The following is a 19,613-nucleotide window of genomic DNA, read 5'->3' on the forward strand; positions in this document are numbered from 1 at the left end:
GTTTTTCGCTCTCTAGCAGACAAGGCCTTCGCTGTCGAGATATGGCGCTCGTGGTCCTTTGCGTATACTGCGCAGATGTTTTCCCCAACGGCTTTGCGTCCGCGGTACGCCAAATGGCTGATCGCAACCGGACTCTTCCTGATGCTCAGTGGCTGTGTTGATAAACCCAACACGCTGGAGCGCGTAAAGGAGGATGGCGTGCTGCGGGTGGTTACCCGAAACAGCCCCGCTACCTACTTTCAGGATCGCAACGGTGAAACCGGCTTCGAATACGAGCTGGTGAAGCGCTTCGCCGACGATCTGGGGGTCGAACTCAAAATCGAAACCGCCGACAACCTTGACGACCTGTACAGCCAGGTGGGCAAGCCCAACGGTCCGGTGATCGCTGCGGCCGGCCTGGTCAGCAGCGAAGCGCGCAAACAGCAGGTGCGGTTTTCCCACTCCTATCTGGAAGTCACCCCGCAGATCATCTATCGCAACGGCCAGTCGCGGCCGACCGATGCAAAGGATCTGGTGGGCAAGAAGATCATGGTGCTCAAGGGCAGCACCCACGCCGGGCAACTGGCGGAGTTGAAACAGAAGTTTCCCGGCATTGAATACGAAGAGTCCGACGCGGTTGAAGTCGTCGACCTGCTGCGCATGGTCGATGAAGGTCAGATTGACCTGACCCTGGTCGACTCCAACGAAGTGGCGATGAACCAGGTCTACTTCACCAATATCCGGGTCGCCTTCGACCTTGGTGACGCCAGCGACCAGAGCTGGGCCGTGGCCGCCGGCGACGACAACAGCCTGCTCAACGAGATCAACGCCTACCTCGACAAGGTGAAGAAGAACGGCACGCTGCAACGCCTGAAGGACCGCTATTACGGGCACGTCGACGTACTCGGCTACATGGGCGCCACTACCTTCGCCCAGCATTTGCAGCAACGACTGCCCAAGTACGAGCAACACTTCAAGACCTACGCCAAGAAAGAGAAGGTCGACTGGCGCCTGCTGGCGGCAGTCGGTTACCAGGAATCCCTGTGGCAAGCGGCCGTCACGTCGAAGACTGGCGTGCGTGGCCTGATGATGCTGACCCAGAACACCGCGCAGGCGATGGGCGTGTCCAATCGCCTCGATCCGAAGCAGAGCATCATGGGCGGCGCCAAGTACCTGGCCTACATGAAGGAACAACTGGATGAGTCGATCCAGGAACCGGACCGTACCTGGTTTGCGCTGGCGGCCTACAACGTCGGCAGCGGTCACCTGGATGACGCGCGCAAACTGGCGGCCAAGGAAGGGCTGAACCCGGACAAGTGGCTGGACGTGAAGAAAATCCTGCCGCGCCTGTCCGAGAAAAAGTGGTACAGCAAAACCCGTTACGGCTACGCCCGCGGCGGCGAGCCGGTGCATTTCGTGGCGAACATCCGTCGCTACTACGACATCCTGACCTGGGTGACGCAGCCTCAGCTGGAAGGCAATCAGGTGGCCGAAGGCAATCTGCATGTGCCGGGGGTCGACAAGTCCAAGCCGAGCCAGGAAACCCCGCAGCTTTAGATTTGTGTTGCTTTTGAGGACGCCTTCGCGGGCAAGCCTCGCTCCTACAGGTCCGTGTTGTGCCGCAATTTTGCGTATGGCACCGCCCCTGTAGGAGCGAGGCTTGCCCGCGAAGGCAGCGCCGCGGTCTTAGCCTTTTAGCGCTGCTGCCAGAATCAACGCCTTCATTTCAGACACCGCCGACTTGAACCCGACAAACAACGCATGCGCCACCAGCGCATGGCCGATGTTCAGTTCGTTGATGCCCTTGATCGCTGCGACCGCTTCGACGTTGTGATAGTGCAAACCGTGACCGGCGTTGACGATCAAACCCTGCGCCAGACCAAATGCCACGCCATCGGCCACGCGCTTGAGCTCTTCAGCCACGTCGGTTGGTGTCTCGGCATCGGCATAACGACCGGTGTGCAATTCAATCGCCGGAGCACCGACACGACGGGACGCTTCGATCTGCCGCTCGTCCGCATCGATGAACAGCGACACTTCGCAACCGATCTTCGCCAGGCGATCCACTGCCGCCTTGATCCGCGCTTCCTGCCCCGCTACGTCCAGACCGCCTTCGGTGGTCAGTTCCTGGCGGGTTTCCGGCACCAGGCAAATGTGCGCCGGGCGGATGCGCTCGGCGAACACCATCATTTCTTCGGTGACGCCCATTTCGAAGTTCATGCGGGTTTGCAGCACATCCTTGAGCACCAGCACGTCACGTTCCTGGATATGCCGACGGTCTTCGCGAAGGTGCACGGTGATGCCGTCAGCGCCCGCCTCTTCCGCGTCCAGTGCGGCCTTGACCGGATCGGGATAGCGAGTGCCCCGGGCCTGGCGCAGGGTGGCAACGTGGTCGATGTTCACGCCAAGAAGAATGCGATTGCTGGTGGTCACGGAAGCGCTCCAGAAGAAGAGAAAGTTCGGTGCACAGCATACACGGGGCAACAGGGTCTGTTGATCCTTGGTGGGAGCGAAGATCAAGCCCCTACGGCTTTCGAAACAACTCTCTGGAAACCAGGGGACGACCGCCCAGGTGAACGGCCAATGCCTGGCGCATCAAACGCTTGGCGGCGGACAACGCGCCGGGAGCAGACCAGTCGGCGTCGGCCATGGCCAGCAACTCGGTGCCGTTGAACAGACCGGGTTGCAGCAGGTAGACCCGTTCCAGGCCGGCATCCACCTGTAGACGATACAGACCATCCGGCGCGATGGGTTCGCCGTGGATGTCGGTGTTCAGCGCGAAGCCGTAACCGAGATCGTCGAGCAAGCGCCATTCGAAGGAACGCAGCAGCGGCTCCAGCGGACGGCCTTCGGCCAGCGCAAGCAAAGTCGCGGCGTAGTGATCGAAGACAGCGGGATGGGGATCTTCTGATGGCAACAGGCGAATCAGTAGCTCATTGAGGTAAAGCCCGCTGAACAGCGCCTCACCGATGAGCCATGTCGACGTACCGGCACTTTCCATGCGCCCGACATTCTTCAGTTCGCCCCGCCCCCGGAACTCGACTTCCAGCGGCACGAACGGCCGCGCCAACGTCCCGGCCTTGCCCCGCGCACTGCGCAACACCGCCCGCAGCCGACCTTGCGGCGTGAGGAAATCCACCAGTGCGCTGTTTTCGCGGTAGGCGCGGGAGTGGAGGACGTAGGCGGGTTGGCCGATGGGCTGGGACATGGTGCTCTCAATGACGGATCGCGATTTTACTAACACCCCAAAACCACTGTGGGAGCGAGCCTGCTCGCGATGAGGGACTGACATTCAACAAAATTGTTGACTGACAGACCGCTATCGCGAGCAGGCTCGCTCCCACAGTTTTATCACCTGGGCTCAGGTTTACAGGTCGCCGTAACCCAGCGAACGCAATGCGCGCTCATCGTCGGACCAGCCGCCTTTCACTTTGACCCAAAGGTTGAGCATGATCTTGGAGTCGAACAGCAGCTCCATGTCCTTGCGCGCCTCGGTGCCGATGCGCTTGATGCGCTCGCCCTTGTCGCCAATGATGATTTTCTTCTGGCCGTCACGTTCGACGAGGATCAACGCATGAATGTGCAGGGTTTTCCCCTGCTGCTTGAACTCTTCGATTTCCACGGTGATCTGGTATGGCAGCTCGGCGCCCAGCTGACGCATGATTTTCTCACGCACCAGTTCAGCGGCGAGGAAGCGGCTGCTGCGGTCGGTGATCTGGTCTTCCGGGAAGAAGTGATCGTTTTCCGGCAGGTGCTCGGCGATCACTCGCTCCAGCGTGTCGAGGTTATGCCCGTGCTGGGCCGAGATCGGCATGATCTGCGCGTTCGGCAGCTGTTCCTGCAACCAGGTCAGGTGCGGCATCAGCTCGGCTTTGTCTTCGATGCGGTCGGTCTTGTTCAGCGCCACGATCAGTGGGCCGGTCACGTACTGGACGCGCTCGAGCACCATCTGGTCTTCGTCGGTCCACTTGGTGCGATCCACCACGAAGATCACCACGTCGACGTCTTTCAACGCCGCCGAAGCGGTCTTGTTCATGTAGCGGTTCAAGGCCTTTTCGCCGCCCTTGTGCATGCCCGGGGTGTCGACGTAGATCGCCTGGACGGCGCCTTCGGTCTTGATGCCCAGCATGTTGTGGCGGGTGGTCTGAGGCTTGCGCGAAGTGATCGCCAGCTTCTGGCCGAGGATGTGGTTCAGCAGCGTGGACTTGCCCACGTTGGGACGGCCGACGATGGCAACATAGCCACAGCGTGTTGCGGTTGAATCAGTCATTGCCATTCTCCACACCCAGGGCTATCAGTGCTGCGGCGGCCGCTACCTGTTCGGCAATACGACGACTCACACCCTGACCTCGGCTTTTTTCATTCAGTAAGGTGATTTCGCATTCGACGAAGAACGTCCGGCAATGCGGCTCACCCTGGATATCCACCACTTCGTAACGCGGCAGCTCACAACCACGGGACTGCAGGAATTCCTGCAGGCGGGTTTTTGGATCTTTGTTGGTGTCGACCAGTGTCAGGCCTTCGAACTCGCCGGCCAGCCAGGCCAACACGCGCTCGCGCGCCACGTCCATGCCGGCGTCCAGGTAGATCGCACCGATCAGCGCTTCCAGGGCATCGGCCAGAATCGACTCGCGACGGAAACCGCCGCTTTTCAACTCGCCGGAACCCAGACGCAAGTAATCACCCAGATCGAAACCGCGGGCCAGTACAGCCAGAGTCTCACCTTTCACCAGACGTGCGCGCAAACGCGACAACTGGCCTTCGCGGGCCAGCGGGAAGCGATCGAACAGCGCCTCGCCAGCGACGAAGTTGAGGATGGCATCACCGAGGAATTCCAGGCGTTCGTTGTTGCGCCCGGCAAAGCTGCGGTGAGTCAGGGCCAGGACCATCAGTTCCTGATCCTTGAAGGTGTAGCCGAGCTGACGCTCTAGACGGCTTAAGGAGACGCTCACGGTTTACCCACGCTGAGTTCGTGGCTGGATTCCACCGCCATCGCCGTGGTGCGGCGCAGGCTTGGGACAATTAACGCTGTGTTCAAAAATTACGTCCTGAATATCATTGTTTTCATGCGTCTGGCGCCGATTGTGGCAGTTCCAGAAATGCATTCGGCGCTGTGTTCAACAGCGCCGTGTGTGATTACTTGATCAGGCCAACCCGCGAGAAATTCGGCAGGTGACTGAGTTTGGGTTCCGGCCAGCTCATCCAGACTGCGAAGGCCTTGCCGACGATATTCTTGTCGGGAACCATGCCCAGCAGATCCTTGGGAATAGTCGGATCATCCCAGTAACGACTGTCGTTCGAGTTGTCGCGGTTGTCGCCCATCATGAAGTAATGCCCGGCAGGCACGGTCCACGTATGGTCAGGCGATGCGCGATAACGGCTCATTTCCTTGCGGATCAAGTGCTCGGCGGCGCCGAGTTTTTCCTTGTAGAGCTCGGCGCTGCCCAGCGTGCCCGGCTCGGAGCCGACCAGTTGCTCGGCAATCGACTCGCCGTTGACGAACAGGCGCTTGTCGGCGGTGTAGCGAACCTGGTCACCCGGCAGGCCGACCACACGCTTGATGTAGTTGACGTTCGGATCACTCGGGTAACGGAACACCATCACATCGCCGCGCTGCGGATCACCGACATCGATGACTTTCTTGTCGATCACCGGCAGGCGGATCCCGTAGGAAAACTTGCTCACCAGAATGAAGTCGCCGACATCCAGCGTCGGTTTCATCGAGCCGGAAGGAATCTGGAACGGCTCCACCAGGAACGAACGCAGGACCAGCACGATGAACAACACCGGGAAGAACGACTTGCCGTATTCGACCAGCAGCGGCTCTTTGTTCAGCTTCTCGACCACCACCACATCCGGCTGGCTGACGCTGCCCTGATAGGAGGCGATGGCGGCACGCCGACGCGGCGCCAGGAAAACCAGATCAAGCAACGCCAACAGGCCGCAGACGAACACGGCGATGACCAGCAACAGCGGGAAATTTAGTGACATAGGACCTAACTATCCAACCTGAGCACTGCAAGGAAGGCTTCTTGTGGAATTTCCACGTTGCCGACTTGCTTCATGCGTTTCTTACCGGCCTTTTGCTTTTCCAGCAGCTTTTTCTTACGGCTGACGTCACCACCGTAGCATTTGGCCAATACGTTCTTTCTGAGTGCCTTGACGGTTGTCCGCGCCACAATCTGACCGCCAATGGCGGCCTGGATTGCCACGTCGAACATCTGCCGTGGAATCAGTTCTTTCATCTTCTCGGTCAACTGGCGACCTTTGTAGTTCGCATTGTCACGGTGCACGATCAACGCCAGGGCGTCGACCTTGTCACCGTTGATCAACACATCCAGTTTCACCAGATTAGCCGATTGATAACGATCGAAATGGTAATCCAGCGAAGCATAGCCACGGCTGGTGGATTTCAGACGGTCGAAGAAGTCCAGGACCACTTCGTTCATCGGCAAATCGTAGGTCACCTGAACCTGAGTGCCAAGGAACAGCATGTCGTGCTGCACGCCACGCTTCTCGATGCACAGGGTAATAACGTTGCCCAGGTGTTCTTGCGGCACAAGAATGTTGGCCCGCACGATCGGCTCGCGCATGTCTTCGATCGTGGACAGGTCCGGAAGCTTCGACGGGTTATCGACGTAGATCGTCTCACCGGTTTTCAGCAACAGCTCGAAAATTACCGTCGGCGCCGTGGTGATCAGGTCCAGGTCGTACTCGCGCTCCAGGCGCTCCTGGATGATTTCCATGTGCAGCATGCCGAGGAACCCGCAACGGAAGCCGAAGCCCAGGGCGTCGGAGCTTTCCGGGGTGTACTGCAGCGACGAGTCGTTGAGCGTGAGCTTTTGCAGGGCTTCACGGAAATCTTCGAAGTCGTCGGAGCTGACCGGGAACAGGCCGGCGTACACCTGCGGTTGAATGCGTTTGAAACCTGGCAGCACGTCTACGTCGGGGGTGGAGCTCAAGGTCAGGGTGTCGCCCACTGGCGCACCGTGAATGTCCTTGATGCTCGCGATAATGAAGCCCACTTCACCGGCCTTCAGGTCGGCGGTAGGGGTGTGTTTCGGGTTGAATACACCGACGCTGTCCACCAGATGGATCTTGCCGGTGGACTTGACCAGGATCTTGTCGCCCTTCTTCACGCGACCGTGGCGCACGCGCACCAGGGACACAACGCCCAGGTAGTTGTCGAACCAGGAGTCGATGATCAACGCTTGCAGCGGATCGTCGTAGTTGCCGGTCGGCGCCGGAATGGTGGTGACCAGGCGCTCCAACACTTCATCGACGCCCAGACCGGTCTTGGCACTGCAAGTGACCGCGTCGGTGGCATCGATGCCGATGATTTTTTCGATTTCTTCCTTGACGCGGTCCGGATCGGCCTGTGGCAGGTCGATCTTGTTCAGGACCGGCATGACTTCCAGGCCCTGCTCGATCGCCGTGTAGCAGTTGGCAACCGACTGCGCTTCAACGCCCTGACCGGCATCGACCACCAGCAAGGCACCTTCACAGGCCGCCAGCGACCGGCTGACTTCGTAGGTGAAGTCAACGTGGCCCGGGGTGTCAATGAAGTTCAGCTGGTACTTGATGCCATCGCGAGCGGTGTAATAGAGGGTGACGCTATGGGCCTTGATGGTGATCCCGCGTTCACGTTCCAGGTCCATGGAGTCCAGCACCTGGGCTTCCATTTCGCGCTCGGCAAGGCCGCCGCACATCTGGATGAAGCGATCGGCCAGCGTCGACTTGCCATGGTCAATGTGGGCGATGATGGAGAAATTGCGGATATGACTCAAATCACTCACGGATCAACACTCAAAAAGGCTGCAGGCATGGCCCGCCGAAAAATAGCCGGGAATTGTACCTGATCCACGGCGCAAGCGTCACGTTCGCAGGTCAGACGGCACCTACAAAAAACGCCCCGGTCTTGCGACAGGGGCGTTTTTGAAGGCTTTTGTAGGAGCCGGCTTGCTGGCGATGGGGGCGCCGCAGTGGGTCTGGATGACCGCGGTGATGCGCTATCGTCGGAACGCCGCCCGCACCAAGCCGGCTCCTACAGGTTCGTGTGTTTCAACCGGCTCGGCGCAGGAGGTAGACACCTGCCAGGGCACACACACCCGCCGGCACCAGCACCGCAAACAGCGGCGAGAACCCGAACACCAGGCTCGAAGGCCCCAGCAGGTCCTGGACGATGCGGAAGGTGAAGCCCACCAGCACGCCGGTGAATACCCGCTGACCGAGGGTAACCGAGCGCAGCGGACCGAAGATGAAGGAGATCGCCATCAGTACCAGGGCGGCAGTGACCAGCGGCTGCAACACCTTGACCCAAAATGCCAACCAGTAGCGGCCATTGTTCAACCCCTGATCCGCCAGGTAGTGGATGTAACTCCACAGGCCGGTGATCGACAGCGAATCCGGCGACATCACCACGGTGCTCAGCAGTTGCGGGCTCAGCGCCACGTTCCAGCGCTCGACCGGGGCCGTGACCACTTCGGTGCTCTTGTCATGGAACAGCGTGGTCGTGACATCGCTCAACTGCCAGTGATCCTGGTCGAATTTCGCGCGTTTGGCGAAGCTCGAGGACAGCATGTGCCGCTGATCGTCGAAGCGATAACGGGTCACGCCGTACAGCACGCCGTTGGGTTGTACCGAGTTGACGTGGATGAACTCCTCGCCCTGACGGTGCCACAGGCCATGCTTGGCGCTTTGCGCATCACCACTGCCTTGAGCCAGCGAGCGGTTGGCCTGCGCGGTGCTTTCGGTCGCCGGCGCGATGTACTCGCCAATCAACACGCCCACCACCATCAGGATCAGCATCGGCTTCATGACGGCCCAGACGATCCGGCCGATCGACACGCCCGCAGCGCGCATGATGGTCAGCTCGCTGTGGCTGGCCAGACTGCCGAGGCCGATCAGGCAGCCGATCAGTGCTGCCATCGGCAACATGTCGTAAAGACGACGCGGCGCAGTCAGCAGGACGTAACTCAAGACATCGACCAGGGTGTAGGTATCGCTGACTTCACCCATCTCGTCGATGAAAGCGAACAGCGTGGCCAGACCGAGAATAATCCCCAGTACCGCCAGGATCGCGATAAAGACGCTGCTACCGATGTAGCGATCGAGCTTAACCACGGGCCACCTCCAGCGCGCTGCGGCGACTCGCACGCTTCAACTGCCAGGGTTCCCAATAGAGCAAGCCAAGGCCGATGGCCAGGAAGATTGCGTGAACCCACCACAAGCCCAGCGCGGGCGGGATCTTGCCCTTTTCGAGGGCGCCGCGAGCGGCAATCAGGATGCTCAGGTAAGCCATATAAAGAAGAATCGCCGGCAGCAGCTTGAGGAAACGACCCTGGCGCGGATTGACCCGCGACAGCGGCACCGCCATCAGGGTCACGATGAAGACCAGCAAGGGCAAGGACAGGCGCCATTGCAGCTCGGTGCGCGAACGCAGGTCATCACTGCCGAGCAACGAACTGGTGGGCATTGCATCGCGGTCGGTGACTTCGTCGCTGACGTCCGGTTTAGGCAGCAACACGCCGTACTCTTCGTACTTGATCGCACGATAGTCGGCCTGCCCCGGGTTACCGTCGTAGCGATAACCGTTGTCGAGAATCAGGTAACGGTTACCGTCGGGGCGGATTTCCTGACGGCCCTTCTCGGCCACCAGCACGGAAATCCCGCGATCCTTCTTGTCCGACGAGACGTTCTTTTGCGAAATGAACACGCCGCCGAGGTGGATGCGGTCATCCGACAGGGTTTCGGTGTAGGTCACCCTGGTGCCGTCACGCAGGGCCTGGAAGCGGCCCGGCTCGAGGGTATCGAACTCGGTCAGCGCATCTTGTTTGTTCAGCAGTAACTGAAACTGATTGGCCCCTTGTGGCGCCAGGCTCAGGCTCAACCATGCCACCACCAGTGCCACCAGGGTGGCCGGAAACAGGGTCATGGTGAACAGGCGCTGTTGGCTCATGCCCGTGGCGGAGAGCACGGTCATTTCACTTTCAAGGTACAGGCGACCGTAGGCCAGCAGGATCCCGAGGAACAGGCCCAGCGGCAGGATCAGTTGCAGAAAGCCTGGCAGGCGAAAGCCCATGATCAGGAACAGCGAGCCCGGATCCAGAAGGCCAGCCGCCGCCTGGGCGAGGTATTTGATGAAGCGTCCGCTCATGATGATGACCAGCAGCACGGCACTGACGGCGCTCAAGGTCAACAGGACTTCGCGGGATAGGTAACGGAAGACGATCAAACCAGACACTCCAGGGTTGTCAGGCTAAGGCGGCCAAACAAGCAAACGTATCAGGCAGCCCGCAAGACAGAGCTGCCGAAAAAAGTTGGCGCATTATCCTGTGATTGGACGCGCCTGTCACTGCGCATGGTTACGCAGGCGGCCAAAGCGCAGAAGATCGTACAACCGAGGGTTGTCAGGCGCCGGTAGCGAGGTTCAAACTGCGGCCTTTGTCGCAAGCCGTGACTTGCGTCTTTCACTCTATAAATAAGCAGGCTCGAACGTCTGTCGTCGAGCACTTGCGTGTTGACCCATCATTCAGGGACCCGGACATGGAACTGGTTGTAAAAAGCGTTAACCCAGAAACGTTGAAAACCGCCACCCTGGTAGTCGCCGTCGGCGAAGGCCGCAAGCTCGGCGCCGTTGCCAAACAACTCGACGAACTGAGCGGTGGCGCCATCAGCGCAGTGCTCAAGCGCGGCGACCTGGCCGGCAAGGTTGGCCAGAGCCTGTTGCTGCACAGCCTGCCGAACCTGAAAGCCGAGCGCGTGTTGCTGGTCGGCGTGGGCAAGGACGAAGAACTGGGTGACCGCCCGTTCCGTAAAATCATCGCCGGCGTCCTCAACACCCTTAAAGGCCTGGGCGGCAGCGATGCCGTGCTGGCGCTGGACGAAGTGATCGTCAAGGGTCGCGACAGCTACGGCAAGACCCGTCTGCTGGCCGAAACCCTGGTGGACGGCGAATACACTTTTGATCAGTTCAAGAGCCAGAAAGCCGAACCTCGCGCCCTGAAGAAAGTCACCCTAGTGACCATCAAGGCGGCCCAGGCTGAAGTCGAGCGCGCCGTGGCCCACGCCACCGCGATCGCCAACGGCATGGCGTTCACCCGCAACCTGGGCAACCTGCCGCCGAACATCTGCCACCCGACGTTCCTCGGCGAGCAAGCGAAAAACCTCGGTAAAGAATTCAAAAGCCTGAAAGTCGAAGTCCTTGATGAGAAGAAAATCAAGGAACTGGGCATGGGCTCGTTCTACGCCGTCGGCCAGGGCAGCGCCCAGCCGCCGCGCCTGATCGTCATGCAATACAACGGTGGCAAGAAATCCGAGAAGCCGTACGCCCTGGTCGGCAAAGGCATCACCTTCGACACCGGCGGCATCAGCCTGAAGCCGGGCGCCGGCATGGATGAAATGAAGTACGACATGGGCGGCGCCGCCAGCGTCTTCGGCACCCTGCGTGCCGTGCTCGAACTGAAGCTGCCAATCAATCTGGTGTGCATCCTGGCCTGCGCCGAGAACATGCCGAGCGGCAACGCTTCGCGTCCGGGCGACATCGTCACCACCATGAGCGGCCAGACCGTAGAAATCCTCAACACCGACGCCGAAGGCCGTCTGGTGCTGTGCGACGCCCTGACCTACTCCGAGCGCTTCAAGCCGCAAGCCGTGATCGACATCGCAACCCTGACCGGCGCTTGCGTCGTTGCATTGGGTGCGCACACCTCCGGCCTGCTGGGCAACAACGACGAACTGATCGGCCAACTGCTGAGCGCCGGCCAATCGGCTGACGACCGCGCCTGGCAACTGCCGTTGTTCGACGAGTATCAAGAGCAGCTGGACAGCCCGTTCGCCGACATCGCCAACATTGGCGGCCCGAAAGCCGGCACCATCACCGCTGCCTGCTTCCTGTCGCGCTTCACCAAGAACCTGAACTGGGCGCACCTGGACATCGCCGGTACCGCCTGGACCAGCGGCGGCAAGGATAAGGGCGCCACTGGCCGTCCGGTTCCATTGCTGACCCAGTACCTGCTGGACCGCGCCAAAGCCTGAAACCGATGACCTCGGGCGGCGTTGCTTTCGGGCGACGTCGCCTGGGGCTCAGGAACCGCAATGACCAAAGTCGACTTCTATATCCTGCCCAGCGCCGATCCTTCGGCACGGCTGGATTTCGCCTGCAAGCTCACCGATAAAGCCTGGCGCATGGGCCATCGCATCTACCTGCATTGCAGCGATGCCGCCCAGCGTGACGATCTCGATGCGCGCCTGTGGGCCTTCAAGGGCGAAAGCTTCGTGCCCCACGGCCCCGCCGAAAGCGAGCCGGACGGTTTGATTGTGCTGGGTCTTGGCGATGACTGCGGTCAACATCAGGATTTGCTGGTCAATCTCGACCTGAAAGTCCCGGCCTTTGCCAACAAATTCGCCCGGGTGGCGGAAGTGGTGGTGGAGGATCCGGCGATACGCACGGCTGCGCGGGAGAGTTTCCGTTTCTACCGCGAACAGGGCTATCCTCTGCAAGATCACCGTTTACAGCGACTCTGAGCATTCCGATGGACACTCCAAAACCGCTGCAAAAGTCCGCGCACCTGCTGGACGACCTTGAGTCGATCCGCCAATTGCTCGGCGATGACAACCTGCAACCACCGCTGCTGACCGACACGGTCGACGATGGAGAGCAGGAACAGATTCCGATGTTGTTCGACACGGTCAGCGCCAGTCAGCCCACCGTCGCACCGACGCCAGTCGCCGCTGCCGCGCAACCGGCACCCGCTGCCAGCAAAGGTCCCGACGACCTGCTGCACCTGGACAGCGAACTGCGCGCCGCCGCGCAACTGATCATGCAAGACGTGATCGACGACTTCGCCCCGCACATCGAAACCGAAATCAAACGCCGCCTCAGCGCGCGTCTTGAGCGGTTGCTAAGCCAGTACAACGATTAATCGAACACCCCCCTCCCGTAGGAGCGAGGCTTGCCCGCGAAGGCGATATGTCAGATACATCAATGCTGACTGACACACCGCCTTCGCGGGCAAGCCTCGCTCCTACAGGGTGTTTGTGCGTTTTTTGATACTGCGCCCTGTCCGCCCCCGCTCGCCCTGCGCCCCATGCCCCGCTATACTCGTCGGCTTTTCCTGAATTAATGCCAATAGGGTCCCGCCGCGCATGGATAAGACCTACCAGCCGCACGCCATTGAAACTTCCTGGTACAACACCTGGGAGTCTGAGAATTACTTCGCCCCGCAAGGCGCGGGCGAGTCCTACACCATCATGATCCCGCCGCCGAACGTCACCGGCAGCCTGCACATGGGTCACGGCTTCAACAACGCGATCATGGACGCCCTGATCCGTTTCCGCCGCATGCAGGGTCGCAACACCCTGTGGCAGCCGGGCACCGACCACGCCGGTATCGCCACGCAAATGCTGGTGGAACGCCAACTCGAAGCCCAGGGCCAGAATCGCCACGACCTGGGCCGTGAAAAATTCCTCGAGAAAGTCTGGGAATGGAAGGATCAGTCCGGCGGCAACATCAGCCGTCAGATCCGCCGTCTCGGCTCGTCCGTGGACTGGGGCCGCGAGCGCTTCACCATGGACGACGGTCTCTCGGAAGCGGTGAAAGAAGCGTTCGTGCGCCTGCACGAAGACGGCCTGATCTATCGCGGCAAGCGTCTGGTCAACTGGGACACCAAGTTGCACACGGCAATTTCCGACCTCGAAGTGGAAAACCACGACGAGAAAGGTTTCCTGTGGAACCTGAAATACCCGCTGGCCGACGGCGCCAAGACCGCTGAAGGCAATGATTACCTGATCGTCGCGACCACTCGCCCGGAAACCATGCTCGGCGACGCCGCCGTCGCGGTTAACCCGAACGATGAACGCTACAAAGCCCTGATCGGCAAATTTGTCGAGCTGCCGCTGGTTGGCCGCCGCATCCCGATCATCGCCGACGATTACTGCGACCCTGAATTCGGCACCGGCTGCGTGAAAATCACCCCGGCCCACGATTTCAACGACTACGAAGTCGGCAAGCGCCACAACCTGCCGCTGCTGAACATCTTCGACAAGAACGCTGCCGTGTTGCCGGCCTGCCAGGTGTTCAACCTCGACGGCACGCTGAACGAAAGCATCGACGGCAAGATCCCGGCTGAATACGTCGGCCTCGACCGCTTCGAAGCGCGCAAACAAATCGTTGCTGCGTTCGACGCTGCCGACCTGTTGGTCAGCGTCAACGATCACGCGTTGAAAGTGCCGAAAGGCGACCGTTCCGGCACCATCATCGAGCCGTGGCTGACCGACCAGTGGTACGTGTCCACCAAGCCTTTGGCTGAACCGGCGATTGCCGCTGTTGAAGACGGCCGTATCCAGTTCGTGCCTAAACAGTACGAAAACATGTACTTCTCGTGGATGCGCGACATCCAGGATTGGTGCATCAGCCGTCAACTGTGGTGGGGCCACCGGATTCCGGCCTGGTACGACGAGTCGGGCAAAGTCTACGTCGGTCGCGACGAAGCCGAAGTGCGTGCCAAGCACAACCTCGGTCCGGACGTTGCGCTGCAACAGGACAACGACGTTCTCGACACCTGGTTCAGTTCGGGCCTGTGGACATTCTCGACGCTCGGCTGGCCTGAGCAGACCGAATTCCTGAAGAAATTCCACTCCACCGACGTGTTGGTGACTGGCTTCGACATCATTTTCTTCTGGGTTGCCCGGATGATCATGCTCACCATGCACCTGGTGAAAAACGAAGACGGCACGCCGCAGGTTCCGTTCAAGACCGTTTACGTTCACGGTCTGGTGCGAGACGGCCAGGGCCAGAAAATGTCCAAGTCCAAGGGCAACGTCCTGGACCCGCTGGACATCATCGACGGTATCGAGCTGGAAGACCTGGTGCAGAAACGCACCTCCGGCATGATGCAGCCGAAACTGGCGAAGAAGATCGAGAAGCAGACCCGCGACGAGTTCGCCGACGGCATCGCCAGCTACGGCACCGACGCCCTGCGCTTCACCTTCTGCTCGCTGGCGTCCACCGGTCGCGACATCAAGTTCGACATGGGCCGCGTCGAAGGCTATCGCAACTTCTGCAACAAGATCTGGAACGCCGCGCGCTACGTGCTGGACAAGGGCGAAGACTGCGGCCAGAACGGCGAAGCCTACGAGCTGTCCCTGGCGGATCGCTGGATCATCTCGCAGCTGCAACGCACCGAAGCCGAAGTGACCCGTCAACTCGACCAGTTCCGCTTCGACCTCGCGGCACAAGCCTTATACGAGTTCATCTGGAACCAGTATTGCGACTGGTACCTGGAACTGTCCAAGCCTGTGCTGTGGGACGAAAACGCACCGGTCGAGCGTCAGCGCGGCACCCGTCGCACGCTGGTGCGCGTACTGGAAGTCGCGTTGCGCCTGGCGCACCCGTTCATGCCGTTCATCACCGAAGAAATCTGGCAGCGCATCGCGCCGCTGGCCGGTATCGAAGGCAAGACGATCATGCTGCAACCTTGGCCAGTGGCCAATGAAGAGCGCATCGATCCGGCGGCCGAGAACGACATCGAGTGGCTCAAGGAACTGATGCTCGGCACGCGCAATATCCGTGGCGAGATGAACATCGGCCCGGGCAAGCCGCTGAACATTTTCCTGAAAAACGTCAGCGCCGAAGATCAGCGTCGTCTCACCGAGAACGAAGCCCTGTTGAAGAAACTGGCGCGTCTCGAATCGATCACCGTGTTGGCTGCCGGCGAAGAAGCACCGCTGTCCGCCACCGCGCTGGTGGGTGAGATGGAAGTGCTGGTGCCGATGGCCGGCCTGATCGACAAGGACGCCGAACTGGCCCGTCTGGACAAGGAAATCCTGCGTCTGCAGGGCGAAGTCCAGCGCGTGGGCGGCAAGCTGTCCAACGCCGGTTTCGTCGACAAGGCTCCGGCCGAAGTCATCGAGAAGGAACGCGCCAAACTGGCTGAAGCCGAACAGGCTTTGGGCAAACTGGCCGAGCAGCATGCGCGGATTGCCAGCCTGTAACGGCAGATCGCAATGAAAAAGGGAGGCCCGCAACGGCCTCCCTTTTTTATGCCCGCCACTTTTTGCTTTCTGTAGGAGCGAGCGATGCGGCGACCCGACTTGCCCGCAAAGAACGATGATGCGGCATGCCTGACAGACCGCATTATCGTTCTTCGCGGGCAAGCCTCGCTCCTACAGGTCCCCCGCCAAGTCATGGTCTGTGGGACAATACCCGCCACTTTCAGCCATACCCGAATCGACAACGCCCATGACCGCCCCCCGCACACCCCGCCCTGCGCGCAAGAAGCCTGACCCCGCCACCCCGGCCAAAGCCGTGGAACCGCGTGAAAAGGCCAGCTTGCACCCGCGCAACCGCCATCAGGGTCGTTACGACTTCCCGGCGCTGATCAAAACCACGCCGGAACTGGCGAAGTTCGTGATCATCAACCCGTACGGCAAGGAAAGCATCGACTTCGCCAGCCCGGACGCGGTGCGGGTGTTCAACCGGGCGCTGCTGAAATCGTTCTATGGCATCGCCCATTGGGACATTCCGGCCGATTACCTCTGCCCGCCGGTGCCGGGCCGTGCTGACTACGTGCACTTCCTGGCCGACCTGCTGGCCAGCGTCAATGACGGCGAAATCCCGCGTGGTGCGCCGGTCAAGGTGCTCGACATCGGCATGGGCGCCAACTGCGTCTACCCGCTGATCGGCTACAGCGACTACCGCTGGCACTTCCTCGGTTCGGAAATCGACCCGACGGCCGTGGCCGCCGCCAAAGCCATCGTCCAGTCCAACGGCCTGAACAAGGCCATCCAGCTGCGCCAGCAGACCAATCCCAAGCACATTCTGCTGGGCTTGCTCGAACCCGGCGAACGCTTCGACCTGACCATGTGCAACCCGCCGTTCCACGCTTCGATGGACGAAGCGACCAAAGGCAGCGAGCGCAAATGGCGCGCACTGGGCCGCGCCGACCCGAAACGCAAACTGCCGGTGCTGAACTTTGGCGGTCAGTCGGCGGAATTGTGGTGTGAAGGTGGCGAAGCCCGTTTTGTGACGCAGTTGATTGCCGAGAGCGCGCACTTTCAGCACAAAGTGCTGTGGTTCAGCACCCTGGTCTCGAAAGCCTCGAACCTGCCGGCGATTGAGACGGCGCTGAAAAAGGCCGGGGTTCTGGAAAGCCAGGTCGTGGAAATGTCCCAGGGCCAGAAGCAAAGCCGCTTCGTTGCGTGGACCTTCCAGACCAAATCCGAACAGCAGGTCTGGCGGCGCGAGCGTTGGGTTAAAAAAAGCTGAGTAACTGACCAACGGAGATCAACTGTAGGAGCGAGCCTGCTCGCGATGGCGGTATGTCAGTGACAATAATATTGCCTGACACACCGCAATCGCGAGCAGGCTCACTCCCACATTGGTTTTGTGTTGTCTGCGGGTCAATCGCCAAATCACAGGCACAAAAAAACCGTGCCCGGATCACTCCGGAGCACGGTTTTTTTTACTGCGTCTTACTTGTTAACAGCGTCAGTCAGGCCTTTGGCCACAACCAGCTTGATAACTTTCTTGGCAGCGATTTCGATGGCAGCGCCAGTCGAAGGGTTACGGCCGGTACGGGCAGGACGCTCAGTCACTTTCAGCTTGCCGATACCTGGCAGAGTGATTTCGCCGCCGTTTTCCAGCTGATCGGCAACGATTTGGCCCAGTTGGTCCAGAGCGTTACGCGCGGTGGTTTTTGGCGCGTCGATAGCTTCAGCGATGTCGGCGATCAGTTGGTCTTTAGTAAGAGCCATGTAGTGTTCCTTCCCTATCAAATTCATATGGATTGCAGAGTGCAGTGTCAGCCATCGAGCCCGATCTTCTGGATCTGGCACCCTCGGCCAATAACCACGGGATCGGGGTTATAGATACCGAAATCAGGGTTTGGTTCGACCTGACAAATGCTGAATGCACGCTTAACGCAGTGACTTCGCGTAAGACCGGGCAAAACTAGCACAGAGACGGGGAAATATCCGCCTCTAGCTACCCATTTGGTCAGCTTTATTGCTCTAAAACAGGAAAAAACTGCATAAGGGCCGTCGGTCGGCTACGAATTGCCCTTCGCACCACGCCAAAACCAGCGGTTGCGGTACACTTGGCACTTTTTTGGGAGCCTGCCCTGCTCTCTCCAACCAGCCGTATCAAACAGCCGAGAAGCCCATGCCGATCCGTCATTGCATCGTCCACCTGATCGACAAAAAACCCGACGGCACGCCCGCAGTTCTCCACGCTCGCGACTCTGAACTGGCCGAGTCGAGCGCCATCGAGAACATGCTTGCCGACCTCAACGAGAGCTACAACGCCAAACAAGGCAAGGCCTGGGGTTTCTTCCATGCCGAATCCGGGGCGCACCCGTTCAGCGGCTGGCTGAAGGAATACCTCGACGGCGGCAAGGACTTCACGGCGTTCAGCCGCGTGGCGGTGGAGCACCTGCAGAAGCTGATGGAAGAGTCGAACCTCTCCGTGGGCGGCCACGTGCTGTTTGCGCATTACCAGCAGGGCATGACCGATTACCTGGCGATCGCGCTGCTGCACCACAGTGAAGGTGTTGCCGTGACCGATCAGCTGGACGTGACCCCGTCCCGCCACCTCGACCTGGGCCAGTTGCACCTCGCAGCGCGAATCAACGTCTCCGAGTGGCAGAACAACAAACAGTCCAAGCAGTACATTTCGTTCATCAAAGGCAAGAACGGCAAAAAGGTTTCGGAGTATTTCCGCGACTTCATCGGCTGCCAGGAAGGCGTCGACGGCCCGGGCGAAACACGCACGCTGCTCAAGGCGTTCAGCGACTTCGTGGAAAGCGAAGATTTGCCGGAAGAGTCCGCCCGCGAAAAAACCAAGACCCTGGTGGATTACGCCAGCAGCCAGGCAAAAATGGGCGAGCCCATGGGCCTGGAAGAACTCTCCGAGCTGATCGACGAAGAGCGTCCGAAAGCTTTCTACGATCACATTCGCAACAAGGACTACGGGCTTTCGCCAGAGATCCCGGCGGATAAACGCACCCTGAACCAATTCCGCCGCTTTACCGGTCGCGCCGAAGGTCTGTCGATCAGCTTCGAAGCGCACCTGCTGGGCTCGAAGATCGAGTACGACGAAGAAGCCGGCACGCTGATCATCAAAGGCCTGCCGACTCAGCTGACTGACCAGCTCAAGCGACGCAACTGATGCTGGGCAGCGTGCTGAAGAAATTCCTGCTGATCCTGCTGGTGGTCGTGGTTTATCAGAACTGGGGCAAGATCGAGCGGGTGTTCAACCCATCGCAGGTGGTGTCGGAACAGACTCAGGCCAAGGCTAACGTCGTGCTCTACGCCACCGAGTGGTGTGGTTACTGCAAACTGACCCGGCGCTTTCTTGATCAGAAAGGCATTCCGTACAAGGAATTCGACATCGAGAAAGACGCCGAGGCGCGCAAGGCTTATGAAGCGTTGGGTGGCGGCGGGATTCCGATCATCGACGTCAACGGAACGCTGATTCGCGGGTATGACCCAGATACCATCCTCGCGGCCCTGAAGTAACTCTCCGGCCCCACACCCCCTTGTAGGAGCCGGCTTGCCGGCGATAGCGTCCGTTCAGTCGATGAATAGGTTGACAGAACCACCGCCATCGCCGGCAAGCCGGCTCCTACAGGGGATTG

At 60.0% G+C, this 19,613-nt stretch carries 17 protein-coding genes; 8 read left to right on the top strand and 9 right to left on the bottom strand.

What is annotated here, in order from left to right; genetic code table 11:
• Positions 1 to 75 precede the first annotated feature (75 nt).
• On the top strand, positions 76 to 1,536 hold the full coding sequence (gene mltF / locus IB246_RS12880) for a membrane-bound lytic murein transglycosylase MltF (RefSeq protein ID WP_032832725.1): 1,461 nt from the start codon (positions 76 to 78) through the stop codon (positions 1,534 to 1,536).
• Between the two features lie 129 nt (positions 1,537 to 1,665).
• Here mltF and pdxJ read toward each other — a convergent pair whose 3' ends face one another.
• From pdxJ to lptF, 8 genes are all read right to left on the bottom strand, one after another.
• A complete protein-coding gene (pdxJ, locus tag IB246_RS12885; protein ID WP_008042485.1) occupies positions 1,666 to 2,412 on the bottom strand; it encodes a pyridoxine 5'-phosphate synthase in 747 nt (248 codons plus the stop codon).
• 91 nt (positions 2,413 to 2,503) lie between these two features.
• A complete protein-coding gene (gene recO / locus IB246_RS12890) occupies positions 2,504 to 3,187 on the bottom strand; it encodes a DNA repair protein RecO (RefSeq protein WP_008042484.1) in 684 nt (227 codons plus the stop codon).
• Positions 3,188 to 3,346: 159 nt separating this feature from the next.
• A complete protein-coding gene (era, locus tag IB246_RS12895; RefSeq protein ID WP_008026691.1) occupies positions 3,347 to 4,249 on the bottom strand; it encodes a GTPase Era in 903 nt (300 codons plus the stop codon).
• Entirely contained in the window at positions 4,242 to 4,931 is a 690-nt protein-coding gene (gene rnc, locus IB246_RS12900) for a ribonuclease III (RefSeq protein WP_032828632.1), read from the bottom strand. Before rnc ends, era begins: the two co-directional genes overlap by 8 nt.
• Before the next feature lie 184 nt (positions 4,932 to 5,115).
• Positions 5,116 to 5,970: a signal peptidase I gene (lepB, locus tag IB246_RS12905; RefSeq protein ID WP_008026689.1), complete on the bottom strand. Its 855-nt coding sequence runs from the start codon at positions 5,968 to 5,970 to the stop codon at positions 5,116 to 5,118.
• A 5-nt stretch (positions 5,971 to 5,975) separates the two neighbouring features.
• Positions 5,976 to 7,775, bottom strand: a complete 1,800-nt coding sequence (lepA, locus tag IB246_RS12910; RefSeq protein WP_008026688.1) for a translation elongation factor 4 — start codon at positions 7,773 to 7,775, stop codon at positions 5,976 to 5,978.
• Positions 7,776 to 8,040: 265 nt separating this feature from the next.
• Positions 8,041 to 9,102, bottom strand: a complete 1,062-nt coding sequence (lptG, locus tag IB246_RS12915) for an LPS export ABC transporter permease LptG (protein ID WP_008042483.1) — start codon at positions 9,100 to 9,102, stop codon at positions 8,041 to 8,043.
• The gene (gene lptF / locus IB246_RS12920) at positions 9,095 to 10,213 is read right to left on the bottom strand and encodes an LPS export ABC transporter permease LptF (RefSeq protein ID WP_008042482.1); all 1,119 of its coding nucleotides are present in this window, start codon (positions 10,211 to 10,213) and stop codon (positions 9,095 to 9,097) included. Before lptF ends, lptG begins: the two co-directional genes overlap by 8 nt.
• A gap of 311 nt (positions 10,214 to 10,524) precedes the next feature.
• Here lptF and IB246_RS12925 point away from each other — a divergent pair, with 311 nt between their 5' ends.
• The 5 genes from IB246_RS12925 (at position 10,525) to rlmF (ending at position 17,245) form a co-directional block, all read left to right on the top strand.
• Complete coding sequence (locus IB246_RS12925) at positions 10,525 to 12,015, top strand: leucyl aminopeptidase (protein ID WP_008042481.1); 1,491 nt, start codon at positions 10,525 to 10,527, stop codon at positions 12,013 to 12,015.
• Positions 12,016 to 12,075: 60 nt separating this feature from the next.
• A complete protein-coding gene (locus IB246_RS12930; RefSeq protein ID WP_008026678.1) occupies positions 12,076 to 12,504 on the top strand; it encodes a DNA polymerase III subunit chi in 429 nt (142 codons plus the stop codon).
• Between the two features lie 8 nt (positions 12,505 to 12,512).
• Positions 12,513 to 12,902, top strand: a complete 390-nt coding sequence (locus IB246_RS12935) for a hypothetical protein (protein ID WP_008042480.1) — start codon at positions 12,513 to 12,515, stop codon at positions 12,900 to 12,902.
• A 223-nt stretch (positions 12,903 to 13,125) separates the two neighbouring features.
• The gene (locus tag IB246_RS12940) at positions 13,126 to 15,972 is read left to right on the top strand and encodes a valine--tRNA ligase (protein ID WP_008042478.1); all 2,847 of its coding nucleotides are present in this window, start codon (positions 13,126 to 13,128) and stop codon (positions 15,970 to 15,972) included.
• A gap of 247 nt (positions 15,973 to 16,219) precedes the next feature.
• Positions 16,220 to 17,245, top strand: a complete 1,026-nt coding sequence (gene rlmF, locus IB246_RS12945; protein ID WP_008042474.1) for a 23S rRNA (adenine(1618)-N(6))-methyltransferase RlmF — start codon at positions 16,220 to 16,222, stop codon at positions 17,243 to 17,245.
• Positions 17,246 to 17,451: 206 nt separating this feature from the next.
• On the opposite strand, the gene IB246_RS12950 is transcribed toward rlmF, so the two are convergent.
• A complete protein-coding gene (locus tag IB246_RS12950) occupies positions 17,452 to 17,733 on the bottom strand; it encodes an HU family DNA-binding protein (protein WP_007905514.1) in 282 nt (93 codons plus the stop codon).
• Positions 17,734 to 18,139: 406 nt separating this feature from the next.
• Here IB246_RS12950 and yejK point away from each other — a divergent pair, with 406 nt between their 5' ends.
• Both yejK and IB246_RS12960 read left to right on the top strand, forming a co-directional pair.
• Positions 18,140 to 19,144 carry a nucleoid-associated protein YejK gene (yejK, locus tag IB246_RS12955; RefSeq protein WP_008026670.1) on the top strand — a complete coding sequence of 335 codons (1,005 nt, stop codon included), beginning with the start codon at positions 18,140 to 18,142 and terminating at the stop codon, positions 19,142 to 19,144.
• Complete coding sequence (locus IB246_RS12960) at positions 19,144 to 19,494, top strand: glutaredoxin family protein (RefSeq protein WP_008042471.1); 351 nt, start codon at positions 19,144 to 19,146, stop codon at positions 19,492 to 19,494. The genes yejK and IB246_RS12960 overlap by 1 nt, the downstream gene beginning before the upstream one ends.
• Positions 19,495 to 19,613: the final 119 nt, after the last annotated feature.

The organism is Pseudomonas sp. PDM01 (assembly GCF_014852325.1).
GTDB lineage: Bacteria > Pseudomonadota > Gammaproteobacteria > Pseudomonadales > Pseudomonadaceae > Aquipseudomonas > Aquipseudomonas migulae.

Bases quoted from the DNA above. Each gene is read 5' to 3' on its own strand.
- mltF (WP_032832725.1), top strand. From the start codon at position 76: ATGTTTTCCCCAACGGCTTTGCGTCCGCGGTACGCCAAATGGCTGATC.
- recO (WP_008042484.1), bottom strand. From the start codon at position 3,187: ATGTCCCAGCCCATCGGCCAACCCGCCTACGTCCTCCACTCCCGCGCC.
- era (WP_008026691.1), bottom strand. From the start codon at position 4,249: ATGACTGATTCAACCGCAACACGCTGTGGCTATGTTGCCATCGTCGGC.
- lepB (WP_008026689.1), bottom strand. From the start codon at position 5,970: ATGTCACTAAATTTCCCGCTGTTGCTGGTCATCGCCGTGTTCGTCTGC.
- IB246_RS12925 (WP_008042481.1), top strand. From the start codon at position 10,525: ATGGAACTGGTTGTAAAAAGCGTTAACCCAGAAACGTTGAAAACCGCC.
- IB246_RS12930 (WP_008026678.1), top strand. From the start codon at position 12,076: ATGACCAAAGTCGACTTCTATATCCTGCCCAGCGCCGATCCTTCGGCA.
- IB246_RS12935 (WP_008042480.1), top strand. From the start codon at position 12,513: ATGGACACTCCAAAACCGCTGCAAAAGTCCGCGCACCTGCTGGACGAC.
- IB246_RS12940 (WP_008042478.1), top strand. From the start codon at position 13,126: ATGGATAAGACCTACCAGCCGCACGCCATTGAAACTTCCTGGTACAAC.
- rlmF (WP_008042474.1), top strand. From the start codon at position 16,220: ATGACCGCCCCCCGCACACCCCGCCCTGCGCGCAAGAAGCCTGACCCC.
- IB246_RS12950 (WP_007905514.1), bottom strand. From the start codon at position 17,733: ATGGCTCTTACTAAAGACCAACTGATCGCCGACATCGCTGAAGCTATC.
- yejK (WP_008026670.1), top strand. From the start codon at position 18,140: ATGCCGATCCGTCATTGCATCGTCCACCTGATCGACAAAAAACCCGAC.
- IB246_RS12960 (WP_008042471.1), top strand. From the start codon at position 19,144: ATGCTGGGCAGCGTGCTGAAGAAATTCCTGCTGATCCTGCTGGTGGTC.